The 656-nt window shown below is 42.5% G+C and carries 1 protein-coding gene; it reads left to right on the top strand.

What is annotated here, in order from left to right; translation table 11 throughout:
- Window positions 1-288: 288 nt before the first annotated feature.
- Window positions 289-656: LacI family DNA-binding transcriptional regulator (locus tag R8N49_RS27795; RefSeq protein WP_318190533.1), on the top strand; the 368-nt coding region annotated here is incomplete at its 3' end.

Here is a 656-nt window from a genome sequence, read left to right as displayed (position 1 = left end):
CAGCTTTTGAGAGTCGTCCAGATCAAGAAGATGATAATAAACTTGGGTTTCGCTGGAGCCTAACTGCACAGTGCCTGATATCTTATTGTTTTACGTGCGCTATTTTATAAGAAACTCAATATTAATGTCATTTATTTATTCGTTTTGCGAGTGTTTCTTTAAAAACAACTCTGTAACAATAAGTGTATGATTTTATTGTGGATATTATGTTTGGCTTTTGGTGGCTTGTCGGCATCCTGTGTATTCGTCATAATGTTACATGTAACATTATTGATAAATCACATATTTATGGCTCAACAGAATAAAAAAACACGAACGACATTGCAGGATGTCGCAGACCAAGTTGGCGTAACGAAGATGACGGTTTCGCGCTATATGCGCAATCCAGAATCGGTGGCTGAGAAGACCCGCGTGAAAATTGCCGCGGCAATCGAGGAGATGGGGTACATCGAAAATCGCGCCCCCGCGATGTTGTCTAAGTCTTCCAGCAAAGCCATCGGCATCTTACTTCCTTCTCTGTCCAACCAAATTTTTGCTTCCTTTGTTCAGGGCATAGAGACGGTCACTAAGGCTAACGGCTACGAAACACTACTGGCCCACTTTAGCTACGATGAGTTGGAGGAAGAGCGCAAAATCGCCTCTTTGCTTTCCTACCA

This window comes from Vibrio sp. 1978, from assembly GCF_033344345.1.
Note: the sequence above shows the minus strand (reverse complement) of the source record. Positions and strands in the feature narration are given on the sequence as shown.